The sequence below is a fragment of the Pseudomonas sp. GNP013 genome (assembly GCF_054343995.1).
The window spans coordinates 3,787,612-3,808,976 of record NZ_JBTGUT010000001.1; the positions used below are offsets into that span (position 1 = coordinate 3,787,612).

A 21,365-nucleotide genomic window follows, 5' to 3' on the forward strand; every position below is an offset into this window, starting at 1 on the left:
GGACTACTCCTTGGCCGCCAGATTCACCACACGGTTGGCACGATCCACCGGGCGCACCTGCTGGCCTTCGTGGAGCACATGCACGCCGGCGGCAATCACCCAATCCGTGGAGTGCAAACCTTCCAGCACCGGTACGCTGTGTTCACCGAAGGCACCGATACGCACCGGCGTGCGTTCCAGGGTACTGTCCGGGCGCACACGCCACACGTAGGACGCCCCATTCTCCGCACTGAGGGCAGACAGCGGCACCGACAGCGCAATAATGCCATCGGCCTGTATGAATACGCGCGCGCTCTGGCCCAGCACGGCGGGGACCTTGCCGCCAGTGAACGCAACGCGTGCGGCAAAGGTGCGTGATTTGGGATCGGCCGCCGGCGACAGCTCGCGAATATGCCCGGTAAAGCGCTGGTCCGGCTGGTTCCACAGCTCCACCGACACTGGCTGACCGATTTTGAAACGGGCAAAGCCCTGCTCCGGCAGGCTGATTGCCACTTCCCGCTCGCCATCGGTGGCCAGGGTGAACACGGTCTGCCCGGCGGACACCACCTGGCCGACTTCCACCGCGCGCCGGGCCACCACGCCATCCTGCGGCGCGCGCAGCACGGCGTAACCGGCCTGGTTGCCGGCCACGGTGAACTCAGCCTTGATCTGTCTGAGCCGTGCTTCACCTGCCCGGTAGAGGTTTTCGGCGTTGTCGTACTGCGAGCGACTGACCATCTGCCGGTCCATCAGCGTTTTGTAGCGATCCCGCTCGGCGCGCACCAGGTTCAGGTTGGCCTCGGCGGCGGCCACCTGGGCGCGCGCGGCGTCCAGCTGCAGGCGTACATCCTGCGGATCAAGCTCGGCCAGAGGCTGGTTGGCCCTGACCCGCTCGCCCTCCTCCACCAGGCGCTGGCTGACCTTGCCGCCGATGCGAAAGGCCAGGTCCGGTTCATAGCGGGCACGCACCTCACCGGTGTAGCTGTCCATCGCCTGTGCCGAAGGCTGCGGTTGCACCACCATGGCCGGGCGGACGCTGGTTTGGACCGCTTCTTCGTGGCCGCAGGCGGCCAGCAGGAAGACCAGACTGACAGGCAACGCAAGGGGCAGGAGAGTGCTGCGCATGCTGAAGGACCTTTCGCAAATGGAGCGCGGAATAATTATACTGGCCGGTATGTTATTAATACCAAACTCACCAGTCCAGTATTAAAGGTAAAATGTCCTACAATCGCGCCAACACCAATAGCCCTGGGCGTCCCAAGGACATGGCAAAACGCCAGGCAATCCTCGAAGCAGCGAAGGTGCTGTTTTTGAGCAATGGCTACGCCAGCACCAGCATGGACGCCGTGGCCCTTGAGGCCGGCGTGTCGAAACTCACCGTGTACAGCCACTTCACCGACAAGGAAACCTTGTTCACCGCCGCCGTGGTCGCCACCTGCGAGGAACAACTGCCGGTGATGTACTTCGAGCTGCCCGCCGGCATCCCCGTGGAGACGGTGCTGCTGAACATCGCGCGGGGCTTTCATCGGTTGATCAACAGTGAAGAGTCAGTGAACCTGCATCGCCTGATGATGACCACGGGCAATCAGGACGTGAAACTCTCGCAGATCTTCTTCGAGGCGGGCCCGATGCGCATGTTGCAAGGCATGGAGCGCCTGCTGGGCAAGATCGACCAGAGCGGCGCATTGAGCATCGACAAACCGTTTACGGCGGCCGAACACTTCTTCTGCCTGCTCAAGGGCACGGCGAACTTTCGCCTGCTGTATGGCTGCGGCGGGCAGCTGAGCGAGCACGCCGCCGAAGCCCATGTGCAGGATGTGGTGGGGTTGTTCATGCGGGCTTATGGGAGAGGGGCAGCTGTAAGTGGTTAGCTGTTAGCTGCAAGTTAAAAGCAACCGTGCTTGCAGCTGCTCTTAAGGCCTAATCGCTTTTTTAGGATAGATGTCATACCGGCTGGACTTGCCATCCAGCGCATGACTGGGCTTGGGCCCGTCAATGCAGGGTGCCTTGCGCGGGCGTTTGACCACCACGCGGTGGCTGGCCAGGGCCAGGGCGGCCGCAAGCAAGGCCGGGGCGTCCGGGTCATCGCCCACCAGAGGCCGGAACAGGCGCATTTCCTTCTTCACCAGTGCCGTTTTCTCACGGTGCGGGAACATCGGGTCGAGGTAGATGACCTGGGGCGGTTCGCCCTGCCAGTTGAGCATCAGGTCGATGGCGTTGCCCTTGAGCAACTGCATGCGCGCGACAATCGGCGCGACTTCAAAATCATCCGCGCCGCGTGCGAGGCCGTCTTCGAGCAAGGCGCCGATCAGCGGCTGGCGCTCGATCAGGCGCATCTCGCAACCCAGGCTTGCCAGCACGAAAGCGTCCTTGCCCAGGCCTGCGGTGGCATCGAGTACCCGTGGCCGTACGCCTTGCGCAATCCCCACCGCCTTGGCGATCATCTGCCCGCTGCCGCCGCCGTATAGCCGCCGATGGGCAGCGCCGCCTTCAACAAAGTCAACACGCACCGGCCCCGGCGCGTCAGGCCCCAGCTGTTGCAGTTGCAGGCCGTGCTCACCCACTTGCAGGGAAAAATCCGCCGCTTCGAGCTGCACCGGCAAGCCGAGCAGCGCCGCCCACTGCTCGGCGCGCGCCTGAAATCCGTCGGCCAAGGCTTCGACACGAATGCGGCTGGCCGCTGGTTGTTCGCTCATCAATCGCTACGCTCAAAAATATTAAGGATCGGCCAATAACGGCCGATAAAACCAACAGTCAGGTATTTTGCCAGAGCTGAGCGTCGACCGAGAAAAATGTCAGACATTCTCCCCCTAACCATCGGTGTACTGCCGACCCACAACCACTACGGACTGCGCAATACTCAAGCGCTGGCCGGGGTGAGTCATGTGTGGCAGGACTTCTTCGCCCGCGCGCTGGCCGAACAGTTGGGCGGGACGGCGGATGCGCAGTCGGCTCAGGCTCCAGCCGTGGCGGACCCGGCGGTTGAGCCCAGCGCCGGTGCCGACGTGCTGTCGCAGATTCTCACCCAGCGCGAATGCAACGTCACCGACACCCCGATCGCCCCGCCTGAACCGCTGTTCTTACCGATTGCCGAATTCGAGACCGACCTGCTGCCACCGGCCGCGACGCCGTTCCCTGAAGAAGAACTCGTCGCTCAACAGCGTCAGCAGAACTTCGAAAGCGGCTGGGTGCGCCCTCTGGTGCTGACCGCCGGCCAGCAGCCACCCGCGCCAGGCCCAGCGCCGCAACCGCGCGCGCTGCACCTGCCGATTGCCGAATTCGAACTGGACCTGCTGCCTGCGCCTGCCGAGCCGTACCCAGCCGAAGCGCTGGTGGCGCAGCAAAAGGCGCTGGACTTCGACGCCTACTGGGCACGCCCGCTGGTGGCGCACAACTTGCGCCTGGCCGCCTAACGACACACCCACCCACGTCCCATGTCCAGGTGGAAATGATTGCGGTGTGCCGCGTTGTAGTCCGGACTCAACACCACGTTGAAATCATCACAGGCGCTGTCGCGCACATGGCGCAGGAATCGCGCACTGTCGCCCTCCCCCGGCCAATCCTTGAGCACACTGATGCGGCGCCCGTCCGCCAGGCGAAAGCCTGCGATATCCACTGCATTGGCCGACGCATGCTGGCTGAGTCGCCCGTCGGCGCGGTTATAGACATTACGGCAGGCGAAGCTGCCCAGGTGATCGACACGCGTCACCGCCTGGCCAAACACGGCCTGGGCGGCCGGTTGCAGGCTGTGGCGTTCGAACAGGGCAAACGCCACCGCCAGCGGGCAACTGGCGAGAAAGCTGCTGCTCAAGGTCACCTGCGCGCCCTGCACGCGCAATACATTGCGCAACGGGCACGCAATATCGGCCGGCGAATCCGCCTGATGGCTGACGCGCAAGCCCGAGGTCTGCAGCACCTGGTCGCACAGGGCGGGGTCATCCTGTAGACGCCCCAGCTTGAAGCGCGTCAACAGGTTGGGCGTGTCGCGCACATCCAGCGGCGCCCAGGGATTCCATTGATTCGGCAAGGGCAGCCAGCCGCGCCAGGCACCCAGTGCGAGGGCGCCCGCGAGCAACAGCAGCATGGCGGTGACGTTTAGGCCGCGCACCGCTTATTCCTTGAAGAATTGGCTGGCCTGGCTGTAGGACATCGAGCGTTCGGTAAAGGAAAAAGTGCCCAACCCACACACCTCCTGCGCCGCCCGATAAAACTCGCCATACGCCGCCAGCGCCATGGCCGACCCCACGCTGATGCGCTTGACGCCCATGTCGCTCAACTGCGCCACGCTGAGTTTGAGGCCACCGGACATCAACACATTCACCGGCTTGGGGGCGACGGCCTTGACCACCGCCAGCACCTCTTCGGCACTGCGCAGGCCCGGTGCGTAGAGCACGTCGGCACCGGCCTCGGAATAGGCCTGCAGCCGGCGCAGGGTGTCAGGCAAATCCAGGCGACCGTGCAGGAGGTTCTCCGCGCGGGCCGTCAGCATGAACGGGAACGGCAGGCTGCGTGCCGCAGCCACAGCGGCCTCCACACGCTCGATCGACAGGTCAAAGGCGTAGATCGGGTCGGCTGCAATGCCCGTGGCATCTTCGATGGAGCCGCCGACAATACCCACAGCCGCGGCCCGCAGGATGGTCCGGGCGCAACCTTCAGGGGTGTCGCTGAAGCCGTTTTCCAGATCGGCTGCCACCGGCAACGCCGTGGCCTTGGCAATCATGCCGGCGTTGACCAGCGTGTCCTCCAACGACAACGCCCCTTCGGCATCCGGGCGACCCAGGCTGAAGGCATAACCGGCGCTGGTGGTGGCCAGGGCTTCAAAGCCGAGATGGGCAAGCATGATGGCGGAGCCCGCGTCCCACGGGTTGGGCATCACGAATGCGCGATCACGGGTGTGCAGGGCCTGGAAGGTTTCGGCGCGAAGGGTTTGGGCATCCATGACTGACTCCTGGCGGGAAAGGGAGCCCTAGAGTAACCCCAGTTGCTCCGCTGCGGGCTCGCGATGCAAGGTCGGCAACGCCGGCAGGCCCGGCAGACGCGCCATCAGTCTGGCGTGAAACCGCAACGCCAGCTGCGCCGCGAGACGGTTGTCGGAGGTGTGCAGGAACACGTACGGCGTGCGGCCTTCTTCAATCCAGACGGCGACTTTTTCCACCCAGGGCGTCAGGAACGGGTCGTTGGCCTCCAGCTCCGGATGGCCGATAAAGCGCACCTGTGGCCATTGCGTCAGCGCTGCCGGGCGCGTTGGCACCTTGGGCTTTTTCGATTGGGCATGCAGCACCGCAGGCGTTGTGGCGGTGCAACTGAACAGCGCGCGCGGATCGAGGCAGATGCGCTCCACGCCACGGTCGCGCAACAGGCGGTTGAGGCTGCGCTCGGCGTCGCCCTTGGCGAAAAACTCCTGATGACGCACCTCGACCGCCAGCGGGCGTTCCAATCCGTCGATAAATCCGGCCAGCTCGCCCAGGCGTTGCGGCGAAAACGTTGCGGGTAATTGCAGCCACAGCGGCGACACACGCTCGCCGAGCGGGCTCATCAGGCCGACGAAACTTTCCGCCGCCGGCAGCTGTTCGCGCAGGTCGGCGCTGTGGCTGATGTCACCGGGGAACTTGGCCGTGAAGCGAAAATCATCCGGCATGATCTCGGCCCAGCGCTGCACCGTGGCGGCCGAGGGTCGAGCATAAAAGGTGGTGTTGCCTTCAACGGCGTTGAAGACCTGTGAATACAGCGCCAGGTAATCGCTGGAGCGCGCATCGACCGGATACAGGTACTCGCGCCAGGCGTTTTCACTCCAGGAGGGGCAACCGATGTAGTAAGGCAGACGCATCAGATATGGACGTCGAGACCCAGCACTTCCATATCCCATTCGACAAAACCGGCGGTGGTCAGGTAGCTGGCCAGCGCAGTGGCGACGCTTTTGCTCATGGAGCGGGGGAAGACCATGTCTTGCTGACGGGCCGGCAGGCCGCTGATACGCGCACCTGCGCCACTTTGGGCATGGGCGGGTGCTTCGGCGTGGACTTCGATGAAGTCGGGCGAATCCTCGACGGCATCGTCCACCCGAACGTTCGCCTTACGCGGCTTGCGCTTGATGGGGTAGGACTGTGAGGAAAAGCCGTCTATACGCATGGATGCGAGCTCGCTATCAATGATGGCACTTTAATGGCGCTTTCCGTGGCGCGCAAATGCTCTGGTGATAACTAGAACACATATTTTGAAAAATGTTTCAAAGCAGGGGCAGATTCTGACGATTGGCGCAGAATTTGGAGTCCACGCCCTCTTCAACCGTGCCCTGTGGCGAGCAGGCTTGCCCTAATGCCGTTCAGTTAAGCGCAGATTCCCTGTGGCGAGCAGGCTTGTCCTGCGTTGGCTGCGCAGCAGCCCCAAAGCCAGGCGCTGAGCCGTATCAGGTACACCGCGTTTTGCTCGATTGGGGGCGCTTCGCACCCCAACGCGGGGCAAGCCCGCTCGCCACAGGGGTCTGATCGTTTGATCAGAGACCCCGCTCGGCCTTGGTCTGGGCGACTTTATCGCGCAAATAAACCGGGGCGGCCTGATCGGCCGGGATCGCCTCGCCACGCTCGAACGCGAAGCGCGCCAGGGTCAACAGGTCTTCGGCATGGGGCAACAGCGTGGCGTCCTGGCCCACAAGCGGCACATTGATGCGCTCGCCGTACCCCCAACCGGTGCCTGCACCGAACCAGTCACCGCTGGCATCATCAGGCAACCGCGAGGACTCGGGCGACTGCACGGCCTCAACACCCACCAGGCGCATTTCACCCGCCGTCTCGCGGTAGCAGCCCCAATACACTTCGTCCATGCGCGCATCAATCGCTGCCGCTACCTGCGTCGCACCGTGCTCTCGCAGCGCCCGCTGGGCCAGCACGGCGAGGTTGGACACCGGCAACACCGGGCGCTCCAGCGCAAATGCGAGGCCCTGCACCACGCCGATGGCGATACGTACGCCGGTAAACGCGCCAGGGCCGCGGCCGAAGGCGATGGCATCGACGGCAGACAAGGCGATGCCGGCGTCTTCAAGCAGTTGCTTGATCATCGGCAGCAGCTTTTGCGCGTGCAGGCGCGGGATCACCTCGTAGTGGCTGGTTACCTTGCCATCGTGCAGCAAGGCAACGGAGCAAGCTTCGGTCGCGGTGTCCAGGGCCAGCAGGGTGCTCATCGGTGTGGGTATCCAGGTCGGAAAAAAGTGCGCCAGTATAAACAACAACGGCCCGCAAGCGGGCCGTTGTAGACAATCGAGGAGCGATCAGCTCAGTGCCTGCAGCACCTTGGCGGTAATCGCTTCCACGGAACCGACGCCAGGAATATGGCTGTATTTCGGTTTGCCGTGTGCAGCGGACAGTTTCTGATAGAAGTCCACCAGCGGCTTGGTCTGGGAATGGTAGACCGACAGACGATGGCGCACGGTTTCTTCAGTGTCGTCCTTGCGCTGCACCAGGTCTTCACCGGTGATATCGTCCTTGCCTGCCACTTTTGGTGGGTTGTAGACGATGTGGTAAACGCGGCCCGAGCCTTCGTGAACGCGACGACCGGCGATACGCTGGACGATTTCTTCATCTTCAACCGCGATTTCAACCACGGCATCCAGCTCGACGCCGGCCTTCACCAGGGCTTCAGCCTGGGGAATGGTGCGAGGAAAACCGTCGAACAGGAAACCATTCTTGCAATCGTCCTGGCTGATGCGTTCCTTGACCAGGTTGATGATCAGGTCATCGGAGACCAGCCCGCCGCTGTCCATCACGCTCTTGGCGATCAGGCCCAGTTCGGTACCGGCCTTGACGGCCGCGCGCAGCATGTCGCCGGTGGAGATTTGTGGAATGCCGAATTTTTCAGTGATGAACTTTGCCTGAGTACCTTTACCGGCCCCGGGAGCTCCCAGCAGAATGACGCGCATCGATGTGCTCCTCAATTTTTTATAGAGATGACGCTCGGATTCGCCACGTGGGGCCAATCTCGTAAAAATAGGGTTCGAGGCCGACCAAACGGCCAAAGGCTGATCAAGATACACAGCGGGCCTTAACCACACAAGCCGCCGAAAGTCGCAGTCAATCACGCTGTGCGTGCGCCGCCGGCTGGGTGTGCCTGAGTGCGACCCGAGCGCCTGAACAACGACCGCCCTGTTTTGGGCGGTCGCGCTTGTTCAACTGCAAGCCGTTGAGAACACGCAAAAAACCTTAGCCGGTGTTGCGCAAACCGGCGGCAATACCGGCCACGGACACCAGCAGCGCCTGTTCCAGAGGGCTGTCCTGTGCCGCTTCCTGCGCGCGGGAACGGGCCAGCAGCTCGGCCTGCAACAGGTGCAAGGGGTCCAGGTAGGTATTGCGCAGGCGGATGAACTCAAGGGTGTCCGGGCTATGGGCCAGCAGTTGCGACTGCCCCGTCAGGCCCAGTACCACCTCGCACGCCTGCGACAATAGGTCGCGTAAATGCTCGCCCAGGGGTAACAGGTCCGGTTGCACCAGGCGCTCGTCGTACAAACGGGCGATATCGGCGTCGGCCTTGGCCAGCACCATCTCCAGCATATCGATGCGGGTGCGGAAGAACGGCCATTGCTCGCGCATCTGCCCCAGCAGATCGCCCTCACCGCGCGCCAACGCCTTGCTCAACGCCGCTTCCCAGCCCAGCCAGGCGGGCAGCATCAGGCGCGTCTGGGTCCAGCCGAAAATCCACGGAATCGCACGCAGGCTCTCGATGCCGCCGGCACGGCGCTTGGCCGGGCGGCTGCCGAGGGGCAAGCGGCCGAGTTCCTGCTCCGGGGTGGACTGGCGGAAGTACTCGACGAACTGCGGATTTTCCCGCACCACCGCGCGGTAGGCGCTGACGCCGTCGGCCGCCAATTCATCCATCAGATGGCGCCAGGCCGGTTCGGGCGGCGGCGGCGGCAACAGTGTCGCCTCCAGCACGGCGGCCAGATACAGGTTGAGGTTCTGCTCGGCGATATCCGGCAGGCCGAACTTGAAACGGATCATCTCGCCCTGTTCGGTGGTACGGAAACGCCCCGCCACCGAGCCGGGTGGCTGCGACAGGATCGCCGCGTGAGCCGGGCCACCGCCACGCCCCACGGTGCCGCCGCGGCCGTGGAACAACAGCAGTTCCACCTGTTGCTCGCGGCAGATATCCACCAGACGCTCCTGCGCCCGGTATTGCGCCCACGCGGCGGCGGTGGTGCCGGCGTCCTTGGCCGAATCCGAATAGCCGATCATCACTTCCTGCGGGCCATGCAGGCGCGCGCGATAGCCCGGCAAGAGCAGCAGTTGCTCGATCACAGGCCCTGCGTTATCCAGGTCGGCCAGGGTTTCGAACAGCGGCACCACGCGCATCGGCCGTTGCACGCCCGACTCTTTAAGCAGCAATTGCACGGCCAGCACATCCGACGCCGCGCCCGCCATGGAGATGACATACGAACCCAGCGACGCCTCAGGTGCGGCGGCAATTTCCTTACAGGTGTTGAGCACCTCGGCGGTATCGGCCGAAGGCTTGAAATAAGCCGGCAGCAGCGGTCGACGGTTGGCCAGTTCCTGCATCAGAAAGCGGATGCGCGCGTCTTCGTCCCACTCTTCATAGCGACCCAGGCCAAGGTAATCGGTGATCTCGCTCATGGCCGCGCAGTGGCGCGTGGAATCCTGGCGCACATCCAGCCGCACCAGGAACAGGCCGAACGTCACCGCGCGGCGCAGGCAATCGAGCAGCGGACCGTCAGCGATCACGCCCATGCCGCACTCATGCAGCGACTGGTAGCACAGCTGCAGCGGCTCCAGCAGGTCACGGTTGTCCTGCAACACCTCCGCCGGCGCCGGGTTGCTGCTGCTCAGCGCGGAATGTGCCCACTGGCGTGTGGCGCGCAGGCGCTCGCGCAGTTGCTTGAGCACGGCGCGATAAGGCTCCACGCTGTCGCCGACCCTGGCCTGCAATGCGGCGCTGGCCTTTTGCATCGACAGCTCGGCCGCCAATTGATCGACATCGCGCAGGTACAGATCAGCAGCCATCCAGCGCGCCAGCAGCAGGACCTCGCGGGTGACCGGTGCGGTCACGTTGGGGTTGCCATCGCGGTCGCCGCCCATCCACGAGGCAAAACGAATCGGCGCCGCCTCCAGGGGCAGGTGCAGGCCGGTGGCGGCATGCAGGGCCTGATCGGCCTTGCGCAGGTAATTGGGAATGGCGTGCCACAGCGAATGCTCGATCACCGCAAAGCCCCATTTGGCTTCATCCACCGGCGTGGGCCGGGTGCGGCGGATTTCTTCGGTGTGCCAGGCCTCGGCAATCAGGCGTTGCAGGCGCTCGCGGATCTGCTCGCGCTCGGCAGTGGTGAGGTCGCGGTGATCCTGCAGCGCCAGTTGCGCGGCAATCGCATCGTATTTCTGGATCAGGGTACGCCGGGCCACTTCGGTGGGGTGAGCGGTGAGGACCAGCTCAATCTCCAGGCGCCCGAGTTGGCGGGCCAGGGATTCATCGCTGTGGCCTTCGGCCTGCAGGCGCGCCAACAGCTCAGGCAACACGCGGGACTCGAACGGCGCGGGTTGCGACTCGTCGCGTCGGTGAATCAACTGGTACTGCTCGGCGATATTGGCCAGGTTAAGGAACTGGTTGAAGGCACGGGCCACGGGCAGCAGCTCGTCTTCCTGCAGCTGATTCAGCCGGCTGCTCAGCTCATCGCCTGCGCCACGCCGGTCAGCCTTGGCGCCTTTGCGAATCTGCTCGATCTTGTCGAGAAAGGCATCGCCGTACTGCTCTCGAATGGTATTGCCCAACAATTCACCCAGCAGGTGAACATCCTCACGCAAGCGTGCATCGATATCACTCATCAGCCACTCTCCAGCCAGAATTTGCGGGACGCGCAGGTTTTCCAGAGTGCCGCTCGCGCCGGTTTCTGACAAGACACTTTAAACCTTGGCGCTCGCCGCGAGTCTCAAGCCATGAGTCGACGGGTTTATTCACGCCGCCGGCTGGACGCCCATCACCGCCTGCAGACACAGGTTTTATTGAGGTTGCCATGAAAATTCGAGATCTGGCCCAGCATTGGGAAGAAACCGCCACGGGTCGATTGACCAAGACCGAGTACGCTATTCACCTGGACGTGGAGGCTGCGGCAAGGCTCTCGGCCATCGCTGAAATGTACCCCAAGCGCCAAACCGAAGAATTGCTCGGCGAACTGATTGGCGCAGCCCTTGAAGAGCTGGAAGCGAGCTTTCCCTACGTCAAGGGCCAACACGTGGTGGCGACTGACGAGGAAGGCGATCCGTTATACGAAGACGTCGGCCCCACGCCACGCTTTCTCGAATTGTCGCGTCGCTTTCTGCATGATTTATCCGCCGACGACGATCAATCGAAGCACTCCTGAACTCGAATAACCTCCTGTATTCCGGGCCTCAAGCAGGCTCGGCGTACCACTGCGCGCCGTCAAAGTTCCAAATTTCAAACGCTGACCATTCAGTCAGATATTTTTTTAGGCAAATCGCCATCTCCGCTGAACTTTTGAAAAAAGCCTCCGGTCACAACCAGTAAGCCATCACTTGGAACGGTCGTTTTAAAGGGCACGTCGATTTTTCACCGTCGGCCCCTACCGCTGAACCAGTGAACCGGATTTTGATATTTTTCAGGAGTTATCCAATGGAGTTGAAGACGATGAAGACCAGCACTGCCAAATCCTCGTTTAACCATCTGCGCGGGCTGAAGTTGGCCGCGCTGGCAATCGGCACCAGCTTCGTTCTGGCGGGCTGCGCCGGCAACCCTCCGACCGAGCAGTACGCGGTGACCCAGTCCGCGGTGAACAGCGCTGTCAGCGCTGGCGGCACCGAGTTCGCGGCCGTTGAAATGAAAGCGGCCCAGGACAAGCTCAAAGAAGCTGAAATCGCCATGCACGACAAGAACTACGACAAGGCGCGTCAGTTGGCTGAGCAAGCCGAGTGGGATGCCCGCGTTGCCGAGCGTAAGGCTCAGGCCGCCAAAGCCGACCAGGCTGTGAAAGATTCCCAGAAGGCGGTTGACGATCTGCGCCGCGAAGGCATGCGCCCGGCCGTTATCCAGCAGAAGTAAGCCATTGCTACTGATGACTGCATCGCACCTGATATCGAATTGAAAGGACGACACGATTATGCGTAAACAAATGATGATCCCTGCCCTGCTGGCGATGAGCGTTGCTCTGGCGGCTTGCTCCACCCCGCCGAACGCGAACCTGGAAAACGCACGGACCAACTTCACGGCCCTGCAAACCAACCCGCAAGCGACCAAGCTGGCCGCGCTTGAAACCAAAGACGCCAGTGAATGGCTGGACAAGGCTGACAAGGCCTACCGCGACAAGGAAGACGAGAAGAAAGTCGACCAACTGGCGTACCTGACCAACCAGCGCGTTGAAGTGGCCAAAGACACCATTTCCCTGCGTGAGTCCGAAGCCAAGCTGAAAAACGCTGGCGACGACCGTGCCCGTGCTCTGCTGGACGCGCGTGATGCGCAGATCAAACAGCTGCAGAACAGCCTGAACGCCAAGCAAACCGACCGTGGCACCCTGGTGACCTTCGGTGACGTGCTGTTCGCCACCAACAAGTCCGATCTGAAATCCACTGGCCTGGTCAACATCACCAAGCTGGCGCAGTTCCTGCGCGATAATCCGGACCGCAAAGTAATCGTCGAAGGCTACACCGACAGCACCGGTTCCGATTCGTACAACCAGAGCCTGTCCGAGCGCCGCGCGGCCTCCGTACAGCGTGCACTGGCCCAGCAAGGCGTGGACATCTCGCGCATCGTGACCCAGGGTTATGGCAAGGAATACCCGGTTGCCGATAACGGCAGCGCCTCGGGCCGCGCCATGAACCGTCGCGTTGAAGTGACCATCTCCAACGACAACCAGCCGGTCAAGCCACGCTCTTCCATGGCTAACTGATCGATTGACGCTGCAAAAAAAACCCACCTTTCGGTGGGTTTTTTTCGATCAGACTTCGACCTTACGACCGCTGTCACTCTCCGGCATCATCGCCTCCATGCCTTGGCGACCGGCCATCATTTTATCAAGCGCCTCCTGGTCCATCTGGCCGCCTTCACCGCCCCCAGCGCCACCGCCCTGCGCGCCCCCCATGGCCTTGGACAGAATCTCCATGAGCATTTTCATCGGATCCTGTTTTGCCTGGCCGTCCTGCGCGCCTTGGGCACCTTGCTGGCCGCCCTGGCCCAGCTTTTCTGCGCCCTGGGCCATTTCCATCATCTTGGCGATTGCGCCAATTCCGCCCATTCCACCAATCATGTTTACACTCCCGGAATCGATATACGTAAGTTGTCTGCCAGCAACACTGACATGTCACTCAGTGGCGTCTTACGCAATACCGTTCCAGATATTTCTGGAATCGGGCGATTTAGGTGAGGGGCACGCTACTCGCGCACTGTGGGTGTTTCCTGGCCCATGCAGCGAACAGCCTGCTTTTTGTCGTTAACCAGCACGCCACTCAAACCTTTGTGTTCGGTATCAAACATCACCAGCACACCCTCGACACACTGCGCCACCTGGGCAGCCGGGGTCAGTGACACCTTATAGTCCTCGCCCGGTACGGTTTTGAGCAGGGTAAAGTCGCTGAGCAGCAACGCGTCTTCGGGTTTGGCGAAATGCAGGTAGCCGTAATACCACAGGCAGCCGACCGTACCGATGAGGGTGCCGATGCCGGTGAGGATCAGCGGGATCAGGTTGCGCTCTTCGCTCATTGCGGAGTCTCTGACGAATCGACTTGGGGAGCGGGGTAGTTCGGAATTTCCCCCAGGCGGCGCAGGCCATTGAAGTGCTGCGGGTCATCCAGATAACGCAGCATTACGGTTTGCCAGGTCTTGTCGGCAAAGGTCTGCACGTGGCCGCCACGGGTCAGTTGCAACACCCTCGGCGGCGGCGCGGCTTGATACAGGCGGATGCCGTTGGCGACCGGCACAATCGGGTCGTCCAGGCTGTGAAACAACAGTTTGGGCACGCCGGTAAGACGGGGCATGGCCGTGATCGCACTGTCGGCATCCGGCACCAGCCACGACAGTGGCACCTGCAACGGCCAGGTCAACCAGGACGTGCTCAGGGCGAATTGCCCTACGTCACGATAACTGGCAGGCACGCCATCCAGCACCAGCGCCTTGAGTTGGGACTGGCGCTGTGGATGCTCTGCCAGGTAGTGCACCGCGAGCGCACCGCCAAGGCTCTGACCGAGGACGATCAGCGGCTGCCCCTGGGCTTGGGGGGCCCGGTCGAGCCAGTTGAAGGCGGCATCCACATCCTGATAGACCGCCGGCAACGAGGGCTTGCCCTGCGACAGCCCGTAGCCGCGATAGTCCAGCAGCAGCACCTGATAGCCCTGCTCCGGCAGCCACCAACTGCCGCCCAGGTGCCAGGCCAGGTTGCCGCCATTGCCATGCAGGTGCAGCACCGTGCCTTTGAGCGGCACACCCGCCTTGGCCGGCAGCCACCACGCGTGCAGCTTCACGCCGTCGGCGGTGGTAAGGGTGACATCACGGTACTGCAGATGGGCTTTCTCCGGCGTGAACGGCAGACCGGGTTCGGGGTAGAACAGCAGGGAACTACAGCCGCTTAATGTGAGCAGCAGGCACAGGATGCCGAGGATTCTCATCCGTTGAAACCTCTTGATTTGGCTGAAATTACGGTTTGCTCCAGGGTGCGGTCACAGGATATTGGAGTAATCCGCTTCGATCCGGTCCAGGCTCAGGTGGTTGAGGAAGTTGGAAAAACACATCCACGCCGCCAGCGCGTTCATGTCGCGAAACTGCTCGGGCAGGTACTTGGGTGGCACCACCAGGCCCTCGTCGACCAGTTGGCGCAGGGTGCGCATGTCTTCCAGGGTGGTCTTGCCGCAGAACAGCAGCGGCACCTGCTCCAGCTTGCCTTTGCGCACGGCAAGCTGGATGTAGTTGTAGACCATGATGAAGCCCTTGAGGTAGGACAGGTCCTTGGTGAACGGCAGCCCGTTCGGCACCGAGCCACGAAACACCCGGCTGGCGTTGCCATAGCTTTCGGCAATCTCGAAACCTTGCTCGCGGAAAAACTCGAACACCTGCAGAAAGTCCGCGCCTTCCTCCACCATATGAATGGCACGGGTGCGGTTGGTGAGCTTGCGCAGGCGACTGGGGTAGGAGGCGAACGTGATGATCTCCATCAAAATCGCCAGACCCTCCTGGGTCACGGTGGACGACGGCGGCCCCTTGGACAGGAAGGTGCAGATCGGCTGGTTCTGGCCGTTGAGGGTAGTGCCCACGTGCACCAGCCCTTCATGCACTTCCAGGGCACGTACGTCGCGGTCGTTGAACATCGCGTCGGCGCGGATCTTGATGTAGTCGGCGCCCGCTGCGGCGTCGGCGACGATGCCATCGGACTCGAACACGCGAATGGTCTCTTCGGCCTCGCCAAACACTTTATTCAAGCGGGTTTGCAGCAGCGCCACGGCGTCCTTGGCGGTGAGGGTCTTGGCTTCGTCCTTGAGGTCGCCGCGGCCGTCGATATTGTTCAGGTAGTCGGAGAGCATCAGGCCCAGGTCGGCCAGGGTCGGGTCGCCGGCGTGGAAGGCGTCGGAGGCCGCGCCGTAGAGTTCCTGGGAGATCAGGCCGAAGTCCTCGGTGCCGCGCGCTTCCAGCATGCGCACCACCATGCGGTATTCGCGGCACATGCGGCGCATGATCTGCCCCACCGGGCTGAACTGGCCGAGGCGACGGGTGATGTCACGCTCGATGTTCTGGAACTCAAGCTTGACCGCGCTGGAATCGAACGCCAATGGCCGGTTCAGGTAATAGTCGCGATCAACGGCGGGCATCTCCCTGCCCTTGGCCTTGAGGAATCCCTGGCGAATGTTCTCGTCCCACTTCACGGCATCGAGCACGCGAATCGGTGTTTGCGCCAGCACAATGCGGTCGGACAAGGTGCGTATCGTCTGCTGGTAATCGTCCACCCGATGCTTCCTCTTTAAACGTTATTTGCCCGCGCGCCGGTAGCGTACGGCTTGCACGAATACATCGGCGTTGGCCGGGTCATCCAGGTAGGCGAAGACCTGTTCCATGGGACTGTCGATCAGCACGCCGTCGCCTTCGACGGTTTGCACGGCAGTGCCCTGCAGCGTTTTCTGTTCCATCGCTTGATGAATCTGCTCAAGGTCGAGGTTGTAGACCACTAATTCGTGCTTTTCGTCGAATTCGAAACCCGCCAGGATGAAATGCCCGCCCAGCTTGGCCGGCAGCGGCGCCGACAGGTACCAGCGCCCGCCATGGCGCGACACGCTGAACAGGTATTCATCACGCTGCTCCGGCTTGGCTGAAGGATAGCTCACGGCTTTGTAACGCTGTTCACCGGCGCGGGTAATCTGCAGGTTCAGCGGCTCGCCCCAGGCGTTTCTGCTGACCCATTTGCCCAGCAACTCGTTGGGCGCCGCTTCGCGTGTGGGCAGCGGGTTTTTGAAGGTCACCAGGCAACCGCTGAGCAGCAGGAACGACAGGACGATGACCGCGACACGCCAGGCTTTCATTGCGTACTCCATGAAGGATGGGAGCTGGCTTGCCTGCGATAGCATCACCGCGGTGTGCCTGAACGACCCGGGAGTCTGCATCACAGGCAAGCCAGCGCCCACATAAAGCGGATCGCACACAGGCATGGCTACACCGAGGCCAACACCAAATGCATGTAACGCTTGAGGATCTCAAGCATCTCGTCACTGGTCAGCGGCTCTGCGCCGCCCAACAGGCCCTGATATTCCATCCGACTGATAATCGCCGTCAACACTTTGGCATCCTGCTGCGGCTCGCGCGAGCCCAATACCTGGAAAAACTGCCCGGTGCCCTGCAACAGAATCTGCTGGTGGGAGCGCACCAGTTCGGCCAGTCGCGGATTCAGCAGCGCTTCCTGGCGAAACGCCTGCTCGGCCATCAGGTAGTCGCGCCGATTGCTCAACTGGCGCTGCACGTAGTCCGCCGTCAGCCGCGCAATGTCATCGGCCAACTGCGAACGCGATGCCGGGCTGCCGTCGCCGTAAGCGACCATCTCGCGCAGCAGGCCTTCGTTGCGCACCCACAGCTTGCCCATGAACGCGGCGCTGCGTTCGACGTATTGGGCGAAGGTATCGGTGAGCAAGTCATCGATGTCCTTGAAATAGTAGGTGGTGGCTGACAACGGCACACCAGCCTCCGCCGCCACGGCGCGATGGCGCACGGCACGTACGCCGTCACGCACCACGATGCGCATGGCCGCATCGAGAATCTCCTGCCGGCGCTGTTCGCTGCCTCGACGACTGGCCTTGCGGCCCTGGTACTGGACACTTTCAGCCACGGCAGCAGCAATGCCGGCGGCGCCTTCTTGAGCCATTACGCGGTTCACCACACACATCCTTGGATTTGATTAAAACCTGGCGCTGTTTGCTTGACGCTTATAAACGCCACATAAAAAAGCCGCCTTATAAAAGGCGGCTCAGGATTTCACTTCGATCAGGCTTGCGGCCGCATGTGCGGGAACAGAATCACATCGCGGATCGACGGCGAGTTGGTCAACAGCATCACCAGACGGTCGATGCCGATACCTTCACCGGCAGTGGGCGGCATGCCGTATTCCAGGGCACGCACGAAGTCGGCGTCGTAGTGCATGGCTTCGTCGTCACCGGCGTCCTTGTCGGCCACCTGGGCCATGAACCGCTCGGCCTGGTCTTCTGCGTCGTTGAGCTCGGAGTAGGCGTTGGCGATTTCGCGGCCGCCGATGAACAGCTCGAAACGGTCGGTGACGTTCGGGTTGTCGTCGTTGCGACGCGCCAGTGGCGACACTTCGAACGGGTACTGGGTAATGAAGTGCGGCTGCTCCAGCTTGTGCTCCACCAGCTCTTCGAAAATCATCACCTGCAGCTTGCCCAGGCCTTCGAAACCCAGCACCTTGGCGCCGGCTTTCTTGGCGATGGCGCGGGCCTTGTCGATATCGTTGAGGTCGTCAGCGGTCAGCTCGGGATTGTACTTGAGGATCGAGTCGAACACCGACAGCCGCACGAACGGCTCGCCAAAGTGGAACAGCTTGTCGCCGTACGGCACGTCAGTTGTCCCGAGAACAAGCTGCGCCAGCTCGCGGAACAACTCCTCGGTGAGGTCCATGTTGTCTTCGTAGTCGGCGTACGCCTGGTAGAACTCCAACATGGTGAATTCAGGGTTGTGACGGGTCGAGACGCCTTCGTTACGGAAGTTGCGGTTGATCTCGAAGACCTTTTCAAAGCCCCCCACCACCAGGCGCTTGAGGTACAGCTCCGGCGCAATACGCAGGAACATTGGCAGGTCGAGCGCGTTGTGGTGAGTCTCGAACGGCTTGGCTGCGGCGCCCCCGGGGATGGTCTGCAGCATCGGCGTTTCCACTTCGAGGAAGTCACGCTTGGCGAGAAAACTGCGGATGTGGGCGATCACCTGCGAGCGCACGCGGAAGGTCTGGCGCACGTCTTCGTTGACGATCAGGTCAACGTAGCGCTGGCGGTAGCGCTGCTCGGTGTCGGTGAGGCCGTGGTGCTTGTCCGGCAGCGGGCGCAGGGATTTGGTCAGCAGGCGCACGCTGGTCATTTCGACGTACAGGTCGCCCTTGCCGGAACGGGCCAGGGTGCCTTCGGCGGCAATGATGTCGCCCATGTCCCAGGTTTTCACCGAGGCCAGGGTTTCTTCAGGCAGGGTCTTGCGGTTGACGTAGACCTGGATACGCCCGGTCATGTCCTGGATCACCATGAACGAGCCACGGTTGAGCATGATGCGACCTGCCACCTTGACCGGAATCGCAGCCTCTGCCAGCTCTTCCTTGGTCTTGTCCACGTACTGCTTCTGCAAGGCATCGCAGTAGTTGTCGCGGCGGAAGTCGTTGGGGAAGGCATTGCCCTTGGCGCGCTCGGCAGCAAGCTTTTCCTTGCGCAGGGCGATCAGGGAGTTCTCTTCCTGTTGCAGGGCTTGCGGGTCGAGTTGTTGGTCGCTCATGTCTTTAAAAATTCCATCACAGGTTCGTTGCCCTCAGGCCTGCGGCCTGGGGATCGCGGGGCAAGGACCAGGCGTCCCCCCCGCTCCCACATAGGGTGTTACAGGCCGGATTTCAGGCTGGCTTCCAGGTATTCGTCGATGTCGCCGTCGAGCACCTTGTCGCAGTCGCTGCGTTCGATATTGGTACGCAGATCCTTGATCCGCGACGCATCGAGCACATAGGAGCGGATCTGATGACCCCAGCCGATATCCGACTTGGTGTCTTCCAGCGCCTGGGACGCGGCGTTGCGCTTCTGCATTTCCTGCTCGTACAACCTGGCCCGCAGCATTTTCATGGCGGTGTCCTTGTTGGCGTGCTGGGAACGCTCGTTCTGGCAGCTGACCACGGTGTTGGTCGGTACGTGGGTAATCCGTACGGCCGAGTCGGTGGTGTTTACGTGCTGACCACCGGCACCGGAGGAGCGGTAGGTATCGATGCGCAGGTCGGCCGGGTTGATCTCGATTTCCACCTTGTCATCGATCTCCGGCGAGACGAACACCGCCGAGAACGAGGTATGACGGCGGTTGCCGGAGTCGAACGGGCTCTTGCGCACCAGGCGGTGCACGCCGATCTCGGTACGCAACCAGCCAAAGGCGTATTCACCCTTGATGTGCACGGTGGCGCCCTTGATACCGGCGACTTCCCCGGCGGACAGCTCCATGATGGTCGCGTCGAAACCGCGCTTGTCGGCCCAGCGCAGGTACATGCGCAACAGGATGTTGGCCCAGTCCTGGGCCTCGGTGCCGCCGGAACCGGCCTGAATGTCCAGGTAGGCGTTGTTCGGGTCCATTTCATGGCTGAACATGCGACGGAATTCAAGCTTGGCGAGGTTTTCCTCGAGACGGGCCAGCTCGGCGACGACATCGCCCACTGCGCCTTCATCGTCTTCTTCGACGGCCATGTCCAGCAGGTCACGGCAATCGCCCAGGCCGGTGTTCAGCTCGTCGAGGGTGTCGACGATCTGCGCCAGCGCCGAGCGCTCGCGGCCCAGTTCCTGGGCGTATTCAGGTTTGTTCCAGACAGCAGGATCTTCAAGCTCGCGGTTGACTTCGGTCAGACGCTCATGCTTTTGATCGTAGTCAAAGATACCCCCGAATAGTTTCGGAGCGCTCGGACAGGTCCTTGATGGTGTTCAGGATCGGGTTGATTTCCATGGCGGGCAGCACTCGTTGGCGAACTTTTGAAAGCCGGCGAGTATAACGGCAAACAGGCGCAAACGGCAGCCCGCTTGGCGAAAAGGCCGGGCCAAAAGTGGGAGGGGGCTTGCTCCCGATGGCAGCGTGTCAGTCGCCCACCGCGTGGCTGATACACCGCTATCGGGAACAAGTCCCCTCTCACACGTTGATTTGCGGCGCACTCAGATCATTCGATCCCCACCTGATTACGCCCATTATGCTTGGCCATGTACAACCCTTTGTCCGCCGCCATGATCAACTGCCGGCAATCGGTGCCCTGCACCGGCGTGAGGGTCGACAGGCCGATGCTGATGGTCAGGCTCGAACCTTCAGTGGGCGCGATGTGCGGGATTTTCAGCGCGGCGACGGCCATGCGCAGCTTTTCGGCCACCAGCCGTGCGCCGCCCGGCGAGGTGTTGGGCAGCACCAGGGCGAACTCTTCACCGCCGTAACGCGCCGGCAGGTCCGAGGGGCGGCTGCTGGCGTCGCGGATGGCGGCGGCGACCTTGCGCAGGGCCTCGTCGCCCTCGACATGGCCGAAGCTGTCGTTGTAGGTCTTGAAGAAGTCCACGTCGATCATCAGCAGCGAGAGCTGGGTCTGGTCGCGCATGGCGCGGCGCCATTCCAGTTCCAGGTACTCGTCGAAGTGCCGGCGATTGGACAACCCGGTGAGGCCGTCGGAGTTCATCAGGCGTTGCAGCACCAGATTGGTGTCCAGCAGCTGTTGCTGGCTGACGCGCAGCGCGCGATAGGCGGCATCGCGCTGCAACAGGGTCATGTAGGAGCGTGAGTGATAGCGAATGCGCGCCACCAGCTCGATGTTATCCGGCAGCTTGACCAGGTAATCGTTGGCACCGGCAGCAAACGCGGCGCTCTTGATCAGCGGATCTTCCTTGGTGGAAAGCACGATGATCGGTATGTTCGCGGTGGCCGGGTGGTTGCGGTATTCGCGCACCAGAGTCAAACCGTCCAGGCCCGGCATCACCAGGTCCTGCAGGATCACCGTGGGTTTGATGCGGATCGCCTGGGCAATCGCCTGGTGCGGGTCGGCGCAGAAGTGGAAGTCGATGTTCTCCTCATGGGCCAGGCCGCGACGCACGGCTTCGCCGATCATGGCCTGGTCGTCGACCAGCAACACCATGGCGGCATTTTCGTCGGTCTTGATGTCGTCGATCTGTAAGTCATTCATGTGCAGTCACCTGAATTACCAC

Annotated in this window: 23 protein-coding genes; 5 read left to right on the plus strand and 18 right to left on the minus strand. The window is 62.2% G+C overall.

Annotated elements, in window-relative coordinates; genetic code table 11:
* Positions 1 to 3: 3 nt before the first annotated feature.
* Complete coding sequence (locus tag ACXX81_RS16620; RefSeq protein ID WP_458572066.1) at positions 4 to 1,104, minus strand: efflux RND transporter periplasmic adaptor subunit; 1,101 nt, start codon at positions 1,102 to 1,104, stop codon at positions 4 to 6.
* A 92-nt stretch (positions 1,105 to 1,196) separates the two neighbouring features.
* Here ACXX81_RS16620 and ACXX81_RS16625 point away from each other — a divergent pair, with 92 nt between their 5' ends.
* Positions 1,197 to 1,850, plus strand: coding sequence for a TetR/AcrR family transcriptional regulator (locus tag ACXX81_RS16625; RefSeq protein ID WP_209989471.1), 654 nt, complete (start codon positions 1,197 to 1,199; stop codon positions 1,848 to 1,850).
* A 42-nt stretch (positions 1,851 to 1,892) separates the two neighbouring features.
* On the opposite strand, the gene ACXX81_RS16630 is transcribed toward ACXX81_RS16625, so the two are convergent.
* Positions 1,893 to 2,675 (minus strand): class I SAM-dependent methyltransferase, encoded by a 783-nt coding sequence (locus ACXX81_RS16630; RefSeq protein WP_209989468.1) that lies wholly within the window; start codon positions 2,673 to 2,675, stop codon positions 1,893 to 1,895.
* 96 nt (positions 2,676 to 2,771) lie between these two features.
* On the opposite strand from ACXX81_RS16630, the gene ACXX81_RS16635 reads away from it, so the two are divergent.
* The gene (locus ACXX81_RS16635) at positions 2,772 to 3,392 is read left to right on the plus strand and encodes an energy transducer TonB (protein ID WP_458572067.1); all 621 of its coding nucleotides are present in this window, start codon (positions 2,772 to 2,774) and stop codon (positions 3,390 to 3,392) included.
* Here ACXX81_RS16635 and ACXX81_RS16640 read toward each other — a convergent pair.
* The 7 genes from ACXX81_RS16640 to ppc all read right to left on the minus strand — a co-directional run bounded on the left by ACXX81_RS16640 (position 3,389) and on the right by ppc (position 10,799).
* Entirely contained in the window at positions 3,389 to 4,063 is a 675-nt protein-coding gene (locus tag ACXX81_RS16640) for an extensin-like domain-containing protein (protein ID WP_458572599.1), read from the minus strand. The genes ACXX81_RS16635 and ACXX81_RS16640 overlap by 4 nt on opposite strands.
* A 27-nt stretch (positions 4,064 to 4,090) precedes the next feature.
* Positions 4,091 to 4,918, minus strand: a complete 828-nt coding sequence (locus ACXX81_RS16645) for an isocitrate lyase/PEP mutase family protein (protein WP_458572068.1) — start codon at positions 4,916 to 4,918, stop codon at positions 4,091 to 4,093.
* A 27-nt stretch (positions 4,919 to 4,945) separates the two neighbouring features.
* Entirely contained in the window at positions 4,946 to 5,806 is an 861-nt protein-coding gene (locus ACXX81_RS16650) for a DUF72 domain-containing protein (RefSeq protein WP_209989459.1), read from the minus strand.
* Positions 5,806 to 6,108 (minus strand): hypothetical protein, encoded by a 303-nt coding sequence (locus tag ACXX81_RS16655; RefSeq protein ID WP_209989456.1) that lies wholly within the window; start codon positions 6,106 to 6,108, stop codon positions 5,806 to 5,808. The genes ACXX81_RS16650 and ACXX81_RS16655 overlap by 1 nt, the downstream gene beginning before the upstream one ends.
* 364 nt (positions 6,109 to 6,472) lie before the next feature.
* Positions 6,473 to 7,156 (minus strand): tRNA (adenosine(37)-N6)-threonylcarbamoyltransferase complex dimerization subunit type 1 TsaB, encoded by a 684-nt coding sequence (gene tsaB / locus ACXX81_RS16660; RefSeq protein ID WP_209989454.1) that lies wholly within the window; start codon positions 7,154 to 7,156, stop codon positions 6,473 to 6,475.
* A gap of 87 nt (positions 7,157 to 7,243) precedes the next feature.
* Positions 7,244 to 7,891: an adenylate kinase gene (adk, locus tag ACXX81_RS16665; RefSeq protein ID WP_003231293.1), complete on the minus strand. Its 648-nt coding sequence runs from the start codon at positions 7,889 to 7,891 to the stop codon at positions 7,244 to 7,246.
* Positions 7,892 to 8,171: 280 nt separating this feature from the next.
* Positions 8,172 to 10,799 carry a phosphoenolpyruvate carboxylase gene (gene ppc / locus ACXX81_RS16670; protein ID WP_458572069.1) on the minus strand — a complete coding sequence of 876 codons (2,628 nt, stop codon included), beginning with the start codon at positions 10,797 to 10,799 and terminating at the stop codon, positions 8,172 to 8,174.
* Positions 10,800 to 10,987: 188 nt separating this feature from the next.
* On the opposite strand from ppc, the gene ACXX81_RS16675 reads away from it, so the two are divergent.
* The 3 genes from ACXX81_RS16675 (at position 10,988) to lptF (ending at position 12,874) form a co-directional block, all read left to right on the plus strand.
* Complete coding sequence (locus ACXX81_RS16675) at positions 10,988 to 11,335, plus strand: pilin assembly protein (protein WP_209989449.1); 348 nt, start codon at positions 10,988 to 10,990, stop codon at positions 11,333 to 11,335.
* A 269-nt stretch (positions 11,336 to 11,604) separates the two neighbouring features.
* On the plus strand, positions 11,605 to 12,030 hold the full coding sequence (locus tag ACXX81_RS16680; protein WP_209989446.1) for a DUF4398 domain-containing protein: 426 nt from the start codon (positions 11,605 to 11,607) through the stop codon (positions 12,028 to 12,030).
* A 58-nt stretch (positions 12,031 to 12,088) separates the two neighbouring features.
* Complete coding sequence (lptF, locus tag ACXX81_RS16685; protein ID WP_209989443.1) at positions 12,089 to 12,874, plus strand: lipotoxin F family OmpA-related lipoprotein LptF; 786 nt, start codon at positions 12,089 to 12,091, stop codon at positions 12,872 to 12,874.
* A gap of 48 nt (positions 12,875 to 12,922) precedes the next feature.
* On the opposite strand, the gene ACXX81_RS16690 is transcribed toward lptF, so the two are convergent.
* From ACXX81_RS16690 to ACXX81_RS16730, 9 genes are all read right to left on the minus strand, one after another.
* Positions 12,923 to 13,231 (minus strand): hypothetical protein, encoded by a 309-nt coding sequence (locus tag ACXX81_RS16690; protein ID WP_209989440.1) that lies wholly within the window; start codon positions 13,229 to 13,231, stop codon positions 12,923 to 12,925.
* Between the two features lie 125 nt (positions 13,232 to 13,356).
* Complete coding sequence (locus ACXX81_RS16695; RefSeq protein WP_209989437.1) at positions 13,357 to 13,683, minus strand: PA3694 family proteiin; 327 nt, start codon at positions 13,681 to 13,683, stop codon at positions 13,357 to 13,359.
* Positions 13,680 to 14,585 carry an alpha/beta hydrolase gene (locus tag ACXX81_RS16700; RefSeq protein WP_458572070.1) on the minus strand — a complete coding sequence of 302 codons (906 nt, stop codon included), beginning with the start codon at positions 14,583 to 14,585 and terminating at the stop codon, positions 13,680 to 13,682. The genes ACXX81_RS16695 and ACXX81_RS16700 overlap by 4 nt, the downstream gene beginning before the upstream one ends.
* 51 nt (positions 14,586 to 14,636) lie before the next feature.
* A complete protein-coding gene (locus ACXX81_RS16705; protein ID WP_209989431.1) occupies positions 14,637 to 15,914 on the minus strand; it encodes a flavohemoglobin expression-modulating QEGLA motif protein in 1,278 nt (425 codons plus the stop codon).
* A 21-nt stretch (positions 15,915 to 15,935) separates the two neighbouring features.
* Positions 15,936 to 16,484 carry a hypothetical protein gene (locus ACXX81_RS16710; RefSeq protein WP_458572071.1) on the minus strand — a complete coding sequence of 183 codons (549 nt, stop codon included), beginning with the start codon at positions 16,482 to 16,484 and terminating at the stop codon, positions 15,936 to 15,938.
* A 128-nt stretch (positions 16,485 to 16,612) separates the two neighbouring features.
* Complete coding sequence (locus tag ACXX81_RS16715; RefSeq protein WP_209989427.1) at positions 16,613 to 17,329, minus strand: TetR/AcrR family transcriptional regulator; 717 nt, start codon at positions 17,327 to 17,329, stop codon at positions 16,613 to 16,615.
* A 107-nt stretch (positions 17,330 to 17,436) separates the two neighbouring features.
* Positions 17,437 to 18,939, minus strand: coding sequence for a lysine--tRNA ligase (gene lysS, locus ACXX81_RS16720; protein WP_209989424.1), 1,503 nt, complete (start codon positions 18,937 to 18,939; stop codon positions 17,437 to 17,439).
* Between the two features lie 98 nt (positions 18,940 to 19,037).
* A protein-coding gene (gene prfB, locus ACXX81_RS16725; RefSeq protein WP_139136795.1) for a peptide chain release factor 2 occupies positions 19,038 to 20,133 on the minus strand; the annotation gives its coding sequence in 2 pieces (ribosomal slippage) (positions 19,038 to 20,060 and positions 20,062 to 20,133; 1,095 coding nt in all).
* Positions 20,134 to 20,341: 208 nt separating this feature from the next.
* Entirely contained in the window at positions 20,342 to 21,343 is a 1,002-nt protein-coding gene (locus ACXX81_RS16730) for a diguanylate cyclase (protein WP_057007744.1), read from the minus strand.
* Positions 21,344 to 21,365 lie beyond the last annotated feature (22 nt).

Excerpts from the sequence above, each read along its gene's own strand:
- ACXX81_RS16680 (WP_209989446.1), top strand. The coding sequence starts at position 11,605 with ATGGAGTTGAAGACGATGAAGACCAGCACTGCCAAATCCTCGTTTAAC.
- ACXX81_RS16650 (WP_209989459.1), bottom strand. The coding sequence starts at position 5,806 with ATGCGTCTGCCTTACTACATCGGTTGCCCCTCCTGGAGTGAAAACGCC.
- ACXX81_RS16635 (WP_458572067.1), top strand. The coding sequence starts at position 2,772 with ATGTCAGACATTCTCCCCCTAACCATCGGTGTACTGCCGACCCACAAC.
- ACXX81_RS16695 (WP_209989437.1), bottom strand. The coding sequence starts at position 13,683 with ATGAGCGAAGAGCGCAACCTGATCCCGCTGATCCTCACCGGCATCGGC.
- tsaB (WP_209989454.1), bottom strand. The coding sequence starts at position 7,156 with ATGAGCACCCTGCTGGCCCTGGACACCGCGACCGAAGCTTGCTCCGTT.
- ppc (WP_458572069.1), bottom strand. The coding sequence starts at position 10,799 with ATGAGTGATATCGATGCACGCTTGCGTGAGGATGTTCACCTGCTGGGT.
- adk (WP_003231293.1), bottom strand. The coding sequence starts at position 7,891 with ATGCGCGTCATTCTGCTGGGAGCTCCCGGGGCCGGTAAAGGTACTCAG.
- ACXX81_RS16620 (WP_458572066.1), bottom strand. The coding sequence starts at position 1,104 with ATGCGCAGCACTCTCCTGCCCCTTGCGTTGCCTGTCAGTCTGGTCTTC.
- ACXX81_RS16640 (WP_458572599.1), bottom strand. The coding sequence starts at position 4,063 with ATGCTGCTGTTGCTCGCGGGCGCCCTCGCACTGGGTGCCTGGCGCGGC.
- ACXX81_RS16690 (WP_209989440.1), bottom strand. The coding sequence starts at position 13,231 with ATGATTGGTGGAATGGGCGGAATTGGCGCAATCGCCAAGATGATGGAA.
- ACXX81_RS16625 (WP_209989471.1), top strand. The coding sequence starts at position 1,197 with ATGTCCTACAATCGCGCCAACACCAATAGCCCTGGGCGTCCCAAGGAC.
- ACXX81_RS16700 (WP_458572070.1), bottom strand. The coding sequence starts at position 14,585 with ATGAGAATCCTCGGCATCCTGTGCCTGCTGCTCACATTAAGCGGCTGT.
- ACXX81_RS16710 (WP_458572071.1), bottom strand. The coding sequence starts at position 16,484 with ATGAAAGCCTGGCGTGTCGCGGTCATCGTCCTGTCGTTCCTGCTGCTC.
- ACXX81_RS16730 (WP_057007744.1), bottom strand. The coding sequence starts at position 21,343 with ATGAATGACTTACAGATCGACGACATCAAGACCGACGAAAATGCCGCC.
- ACXX81_RS16655 (WP_209989456.1), bottom strand. The coding sequence starts at position 6,108 with ATGCGTATAGACGGCTTTTCCTCACAGTCCTACCCCATCAAGCGCAAG.
- ACXX81_RS16630 (WP_209989468.1), bottom strand. The coding sequence starts at position 2,675 with ATGAGCGAACAACCAGCGGCCAGCCGCATTCGTGTCGAAGCCTTGGCC.
- ACXX81_RS16675 (WP_209989449.1), top strand. The coding sequence starts at position 10,988 with ATGAAAATTCGAGATCTGGCCCAGCATTGGGAAGAAACCGCCACGGGT.
- ACXX81_RS16645 (WP_458572068.1), bottom strand. The coding sequence starts at position 4,918 with ATGGATGCCCAAACCCTTCGCGCCGAAACCTTCCAGGCCCTGCACACC.
- lptF (WP_209989443.1), top strand. The coding sequence starts at position 12,089 with ATGCGTAAACAAATGATGATCCCTGCCCTGCTGGCGATGAGCGTTGCT.
- lysS (WP_209989424.1), bottom strand. The coding sequence starts at position 18,939 with ATGAGCGACCAACAACTCGACCCGCAAGCCCTGCAACAGGAAGAGAAC.